The 6,953-nt window shown below is 68.5% G+C and carries 6 protein-coding genes; 2 read left to right on the top strand and 4 right to left on the bottom strand.

Annotation, left to right across the window (positions count from 1 at the left end; translation table 11 throughout):
* The 4 genes from AB1578_21020 to AB1578_21005 all read right to left on the bottom strand — a co-directional run.
* On the bottom strand, positions 1 to 325 hold a 325-nt coding region (locus AB1578_21020; protein MEW6490379.1), incomplete at its 3' end, for a hypothetical protein.
* Positions 322 to 1,428, bottom strand: coding sequence for a polysaccharide deacetylase family protein (locus AB1578_21015; GenBank protein MEW6490378.1), 1,107 nt, complete (start codon positions 1,426 to 1,428; stop codon positions 322 to 324). The genes AB1578_21020 and AB1578_21015, both read right to left, overlap by 4 nt.
* Positions 1,397 to 3,025 carry a protein kinase gene (locus tag AB1578_21010; GenBank protein ID MEW6490377.1) on the bottom strand — a complete coding sequence of 543 codons (1,629 nt, stop codon included), beginning with the start codon at positions 3,023 to 3,025 and terminating at the stop codon, positions 1,397 to 1,399. The genes AB1578_21015 and AB1578_21010 overlap by 32 nt, the downstream gene beginning before the upstream one ends.
* 39 nt (positions 3,026 to 3,064) lie before the next feature.
* On the bottom strand, positions 3,065 to 3,820 hold the full coding sequence (locus AB1578_21005; protein MEW6490376.1) for an FHA domain-containing protein: 756 nt from the start codon (positions 3,818 to 3,820) through the stop codon (positions 3,065 to 3,067).
* A 366-nt stretch (positions 3,821 to 4,186) separates the two neighbouring features.
* On the opposite strand from AB1578_21005, the gene AB1578_21000 reads away from it, so the two are divergent.
* Positions 4,187 to 5,635 carry a sigma 54-interacting transcriptional regulator gene (locus AB1578_21000; protein MEW6490375.1) on the top strand — a complete coding sequence of 483 codons (1,449 nt, stop codon included), beginning with the start codon at positions 4,187 to 4,189 and terminating at the stop codon, positions 5,633 to 5,635.
* Between the two features lie 273 nt (positions 5,636 to 5,908).
* Positions 5,909 to 6,898 (top strand): TRAP transporter substrate-binding protein, encoded by a 990-nt coding sequence (locus AB1578_20995; GenBank protein MEW6490374.1) that lies wholly within the window; start codon positions 5,909 to 5,911, stop codon positions 6,896 to 6,898.
* Positions 6,899 to 6,953 lie beyond the last annotated feature (55 nt).

Genomic DNA, 6,953 nt, shown 5'->3' with positions numbered 1-6,953 from the left:
CGACCTGCTTGCGGTACTCGGTGTTCTCCGGGTCGAGGGCGCGCAGGATCTTCCACTCGATGAGCGCCCGGGCGAGCTCGTCCTTGTGGAGGAGATCCAGGGCGCGGTTTTCCCGCTCCCGCCGTCGGGGGACGGCGGGAGCGGGTGTCACGGGTATGGGGGGTGGGGCGGCCGGGGGGGCCTCCACGGCCGGGGGCGGGGGAGCGGGCGCGGCGGGAGGGGGGCCGGGGGGCTCCTCCCGAATGGGGCGCCGCAGGGGCGCGCAGGAAGCCAGGAGCGCCGCTCCCAGGCAGACCAGAAGCCGGAGCCAGGCGGTTGCGCTCACCGCAGACTCTGGGGGCGGAAGACGTCGAGCTTCTTGCGAAACGCGGCCAGGTCGTCCTCTCCGTACACCATGGTGCGCCGCAGGAGGTAGGGGTAGGCATAGAAGGGGTTGCCCCCGGACTGCACCGTGGCGGCCATGCGGTAGTCCGTGCCCCGCAGTGCGGCGATGGCCAGCTCTCCGGCGTCGCCGTAGGGGTACGCAAAGGTGTGGAGGGGAACGCCCAGGTTGCGGCGAAGGGCTTCGGTGGGAACGGAAATCTCGGCCGTCACCCGCTCCCGAAAGGCCGCCGAGTCCTCGGAGGCCGCAGGGTAGGCGAGATTCGAGTGGGCCTTGGAGTGGGGCTGGACGTCGACGAGCCCCGAGTCGATCATCTCGCGCATCTGGGGCCACGTGAGGGCCGCCCGGGCGTTGACGAAGTCGGTATATACGAAGATGGTGGCGGGAAAGCGGTACCGTTTCAGGATCGGGAAGGCGATTTCGTAGTTCGATCGGTAGCCGTCGTCCATGGTGAGGACCACGGCGCGTTCGGGCAGGGGACTCCTGCCCTCCAGGAAGCCGGCCAGGGCCGCCAGGGGGATCACCCGGTAGTCGTTCTCGGCCAGATACCGCATCTGGGCTTCGAAGGCTTCGGCCGAGACCACCATGCGGGCCTGCTCGTCGCCGAAGCGGTGGTAGCAGAGGATGGGCACCGTCTGGTACCCGTCGGTGCGCACCCCCGACGGATTCAGGGGAACCAGGGGAACGACCACTTCCTGCCCGGGAGACAGGCGCCGGGTCCGGTTGAAGTCGGCAACGACCCACCACCGCTCCGCGTCCCCCAGGTAGTGGGCCGCCAGCGAGGCCAGGGTGTCGGCCGGACCGGCCCGAAGGATCACGAATTCGCCGTTCTGGCCGAGCACCTGGGGCGCTTCGGGCGGGGTGGGCTCCGGGAGGGCCGGCTCGGGCGGCGGCAGGCGCACGGGCGGGACGGGCTCCAGCGCCGCGGGGGCCTCCTGCACGGGAGGGTGGCGCACCGCCGAGGGCGGGGGGCAGCCCGCCAAGGCCAGCAGGAGCGCGACCGCGAGGAGGACGTTACGAGGGGGTTGGTGGCTGTGCCGGAGCATCCGAGTCTTCTTCGCCCCCGCCTTCCCCCTTTCGCTGGAGAACGTCGGCCATGCGGTCGAAGGCCAGGAAGAGGCGGCCGAACTCGTCGTTTCGCTGCACGCCGATCCGGTGGTCCAGGTTCCCCTCCGCGATTTCCCCCAAGGCCGAGATGGTCACGCCGATGGGGCGCGCCAGGAGCTTTCCCAGGAGGTAGGTGACCGCCATGGCCGCAGCGATGGTGACGGCCATGAGGACGACCAGCATCCAGACGGTGGACTGGGCCACCCGTTGGAACGGGGCCTGGGGCAGGCCCAGGCGGACCCGGCCGATCTCGCGGTTCTGGAAGGTGACGGGGGCCTCGAAGCTCAGCACCTTCGCGCCGCTCACCTGGTGCAGGGCGACCGCCACGTCTTCCTCGTCGGGGAGCCGGACCGCTCCCTCGGGGGTCCGGTGGGGCTTGCCGAGCTCGTCGGGCACGTTGCTGCCCCGCACGACGCCGCGGTGGTCGAGGATCTGGAGGTAGGAGAAGTCCTGCCGCGCCACCACGTCGGAGACGAAGAGCTCGATGGAGACCCAGTCCTCGCTCAGGACCGGCACCGCGCTCTCCACCGCGATGAACTTCACCAGCGAGCTGCCGCTGGCCACGAGCTGGCCGAACATGAGCTGGTACTGCTTGCGGTAGATGACCGACCCGCTCACCACCATGGCGAGCGCGACCACCACGGCCATGGCCACCGTCCACTTGACCCGCAGGGGGATGATGTGGGGCAGGTCTCGGGTGGCCTCGCTCTCTTCGAGCTCCTTGAGAACCTTGATGAGGGCGTCGGTCACCTCCTGGCCGCTCTGGTAGCGTTTCTCCGGCTTCTTGGCGAGGAGCTTCTCCACCAGCCGCTGGAGCGAGGGCGGCACGGTGGGCGCCAGCTCGGCGATGGGCCGGGGGCTCTCGGTGGCGATGCGGAAGAGCAGCGTGCCCAGGGTGTCGGCGTCGAAGGGCTTCTGCCCGGTGAGGAGCTGGTAGAGGATGACCCCCAGGGAGAAGAGATCGGACCGGGCGTCCACCGTCTGCCCCAACACCTGCTCGGGGGACATGTACTGGGGTGTGCCCAGGACCTCGCCCATCTGGGTCTGCTGGGTGGCGTCCTTGTTCTCCATCCGCGCGATGCCGAAGTCCATCACCTTGATGGTGCTGCTGTTCTTCAGGCGCACGATGTTTCCGGGCTTCACGTCCCGGTGCACGATGCCCTTCTGGTGGGCGTAGGCCAGGGCCTTGGAGAGCTGGATCCCGTAGGTCACGATCTTCTTGAGGGAGAACGCCTCCCCCGAGCGCATCACCTCGTCGAGGGGATCCCCCTCCAGGTACTCCATCACGATGTAGGGGCGTTCCCCGATCTCGCCCACATCGTAGACCGTGGCGATGTTGGCGTGGGAGAGGATGCCCGCCGCCTTGGATTCGCGCAGGAACCGGACCCGGTACTCCGGGTCGGAGCAGCGCTCCTCCCGCAGCACCTTGATGGCCAGGGTCCGGTCGATGGAGGGATCGTAGGCCTTGAAGACCTCGGCCATGGCTCCCTGCCCGAGCTTCTCCTGGATGCGGTAGCGGCCGATGGTCTCGAACATGGCGCGGGCACTCCCGAGCAGGGGTGGGAGGAACAGGGGTTAGGCGATCACCTCCGAGAAGCGGCCCGTGCCGATGTACTTGAGCCGGGGCCCCCCTTCGCCGAAGGCGAGGACGTCGCCCTCCTGCAAGGGGGTGGGAGCCGCGATCGGCTTGCCGTTCAGGAGCGTGGCCCGGCTCTCGGTGAGGTCGCGCAGGAAGTACTGCCCCTGCTGGAAAAAGAGCTCGGCGTGGGTGCCGAAGACCCGCGGATGGTCGAGGACGAAGTCGCTCGAGGCGTCCCGGCCCAGCTTGACCGCCGGCTTCTTGAACGACTGGATGGATGTGCCGTACTGGATGGTGTAGGGCGCGACCTCGCCCCGGGCGGCGGGCGCGGGTCGCACGGCTGCCGGGGTTGGGCCCGGAGGGGGCGCAGCAGGTGCGGCCGGCCGGGGCGCCGGGGAGTACGCGGGCGCAGGCCGCGTCGCCCGTGGGGCAGCCTTGACCGCCGACAGGAAGCTGACCTTCGGCCCCCCCTCGGCGAAGGTGAGGACGTCGCCCTGCTTCAAGTAGACGTTGTCGGCCGGGCGGCCGTTGACGAGGCACCCGTTGGGGCTGAGGTTCACGAGGAGGAAACTGTTTCCCTGACGCCGGATCTCCGCGTGTTTTCGGGAGACGATGCGCAGGTCTGCGGGGAAGGTCACGTCTGCGTCCCGGCTTCGCCCGACGGTGATGACGGGACCCGCCGGCTCGTCGATCTGCCCCTTGCGCGGCCCCTCGATGTGGACGATTTGGACGGCGATCTCCGTGGCAGCCATGCTCGGCGCGTCTCCTCCCGCGCGGGGCGCCTGGGCGTCGAAGGAAGCCCTTTCCGCAGACCCGCGCCGCGCCCCGGCATTCTTGCACTCCGGACGAGCGGAGGCAAGCGCGGGCTGGGCCCGGGGCGAGTCCCTTTCCTTCCGTGTCGTTCTTCGAGCCGCAGACGTCCTCACTCCCCGGAACGTTCGAGCCTTCGACGGTATGAACTCTGCATGTCACGCCGGCGTAGACACGGGATGCCAGACCCTCGAAAATGAAATGGATGGTCTATCCTGACCATCCCACTTGGCCGGCCGCCGGCCCGGTCCCGCCGGTGGGGGGGCCTGCATCGAGGTGCGGCGCCGCAGTCGCCGCGAGGAGCGCACATGGAAGCCAGGAAGCCCCTTCCGGAGCAGGACGACGCGCGGGCGCTCGCCGCCCGGGTAGCTCAGTTGGAGGAGCTCAACCGCGACCTCATGGGGATGATCGAGAACTCCTACGACGGTCTGTGCATCGTCGACGGGGACAGCCGGCTCCTCCTCCTCAACCCGGGCTTCGAGCGGGTGATGGGGCTCGACGGCAAAGAGATCCTCGGGCGCCGCACGGCCGACCTGGTGCGGGAGGGGTTCTCGGACACCTCGGCCTCGCTCAAGGTCATCGAGACGGGGATGCCCCAGACCGTCATCATCCGCACCCGGGCCGGGCGGCAGGTGCTGAGCACCGGGGTCCCCATCTTCGGCCCGGACGGGAAGGTTTCGCGCATCTACTGCAACCTCCGGGACATCACCGATCTCACCCAGCTCAAGGAGAAGTACGAGCAATCCCAGAAGCTCATCTCCCGGTACCTCATCGCGCTCCAGGAGGCCAAGCAGCAGGCCATCGAGGAGCATCTCGTGGCCCACAGCGCCGAGATGCGTCAGATCATCGACATGGCCTTCCGGATCGCCCGGGTCGACGCCACGGTGCTCCTCCTGGGGGAGTCGGGGGTGGGCAAGGAGAGGGTGGCCCGAATGATCCACGAGGCGAGCCCGCGCGCCGAGGCAGGCCCCTTCGTGAAGATCAACTGCGGGGCCATCCCCGCCGACCTCCTGGAGTCGGAACTCTTCGGGTACGAGGCCGGCGCCTTCACGGGTGCGAGCCGGGACGGAAAGCTCGGCTACTTCGAGGTCGCCGACAAGGGCACCCTGCTCTTGGACGAGGTCGGAGATCTCCCCTTCAAGCTCCAGGTGAAGCTGCTGTCCGTGCTCCAGGACAGCGAGATCACGCGTGTCGGGGGGACCAAGCCCAAGAAGGTCGATGTGCGCATCCTCGCCGCCACCAATCAAGACCTGGAGAAGATGGTACGGGACGGCGTGCTCCGGGAGGACCTCTACTACCGGTTGAGCGTCGTGCCCGTGGTGATCCCGCCCCTGCGGGAGCGGAAGGCCGACATCCCCTTCCTCCTGCATCACTACCTGGAGACCTACGGCCGCAAGTACGCCATCCCCACCCGCCTCGACAAGGAGGCGCTGGAGGCCCTGTGCCGGTACCGGTGGCCCGGCAACGTGCGGGAGCTCGCCAACCTCATGGAGCACCTCGTGGTGGTGGCCCGCGAGCCGCTCATCCGGCCCGAGCACCTCCCCCGCAAGTACCGGGGGGAGCCGGAGGGGGACCGGGAGGAGGAAGGCGGAGGAACCCTTCCCCTGCGAACCGAGCTCCGGCGCCACGAACAAAGGATCATCCGCCGGGCGGTGTCCCGTTCGAAAACCCTCGAGGAGGCCGCCCACGGCCTGGGGATCAGCCTCTCCACCCTCACCCGCCGCCTGCGCATGGTCAGGTCTGACGGGCAATCCTGACGCACCCCGCCAAGGCCGTCCGTTCGCCGTTTCTTTCGCTTTGCGCGGACGGGTCATGGTCAAACCTGACCTGCCCGCCTAGCCGGCCGGCACCCCACGGGCTCGGAAACCGCGTTCTAAGACGCGGGCACATCCATTGCAAAGCCTCCGCGAAACGCCCCGGGGCGTCGCTCGGGGCGGTCCCCAGCATCTCCCGGATCGGACCGCGTTCGGCGCCGGCGGTGGCCGGCGAGCTCGCCCCACGAAACCCGATGAACGAAGAGGAGAAGAACAATGGGCAGACTGGCTAACGGTGCACTCGTGGCGCTGGGGCTCCTGGGACTGGCGGGAGCGGCCTGGGCCTCCCCCGTCACGTTCCAGTTCGCCACCTTCATCCCGCCCAACGAGCCGGGTACCGAGGTGGGCCTCTGGATCGAGAAGGAGCTCAACGAGACGTCCGGGGGTAGGGTGAAAGCCCAGTACTTCCACAGCGGACAGATGGGTGACGCGATCGAGATCGCGAAGAAGGCCAGCATGGGCACCCTCCAGGCCGCCTTCTCCCCCAGCACCAACACCCCCGACCTCGACCCGAAGTACGGCATCGCCACCCTGGCCTACCTGATGAACTCCTACGAGAAGTGGGAGGCCTTCCGCCAGGAAGATGCTCTGCGCGACGAGCTCTTCCTCTCCCCGCGGAGCAAGGGGCTGCGGTGCCTCGACTTCTGCTACTTCGGCCTCTACGGGCTGGCCACCACCAAGCCGGTCAACACGCTCACCGACCTGCGGGCCATGAAGATGCGCACCACCCAGAACCGCTACCCCCTGGCCTTCTGGAAGGCGTTTGGCGTGAATCCGGTGACCATGGCCTGGGGCGACGTGATCCCCGCCCTGCGGCAGGGGGTCATCGACGGCACCGACCAGACCCGAAACGTCGTGCGCCTGCGCCTGGCGGACGTGACCAAGAACTTCACCGCCACCGACCACATGGTGGGGCTCTTCTTCTTCATGGTGAACGAGCGCTGGTGGAACGGGCTCGACCCGGAGATCCGCGAGCTCATCGCCGGCGTAGTGGAGCGCAACTTCGCCAAGGCACGGCAGCAGAGCATGGAGCTGACCCAGACGGCCGTCCCCGAGCTCGAGAAGCAGGGGGTGACGATCATTCGCCTTCCCGCCGACGAGATGGAACGGTTCAAGGCTACCCAGCGCGACGTCTGGAACCAGTTCGAGGGGGAGATCGGGAAGGATTTCCTGGCCAAGGTGAAGGCCTTCTCCGAGAAGCACTGATCGTTGCTCCCGCGGGCCCTATGGCGGGGCGAGCGCCCCCCCACCGCCCAATGCC

It is taken from the genome of Thermodesulfobacteriota bacterium (assembly GCA_040756475.1).
Lineage (GTDB): Bacteria > Desulfobacterota > Deferrisomatia > Deferrisomatales > JACRMM01 > JBFLZB01.
The sequence above is the reverse complement of the archived record's forward strand: the minus strand, read 5'-3'. Positions and strand labels throughout refer to the sequence as shown.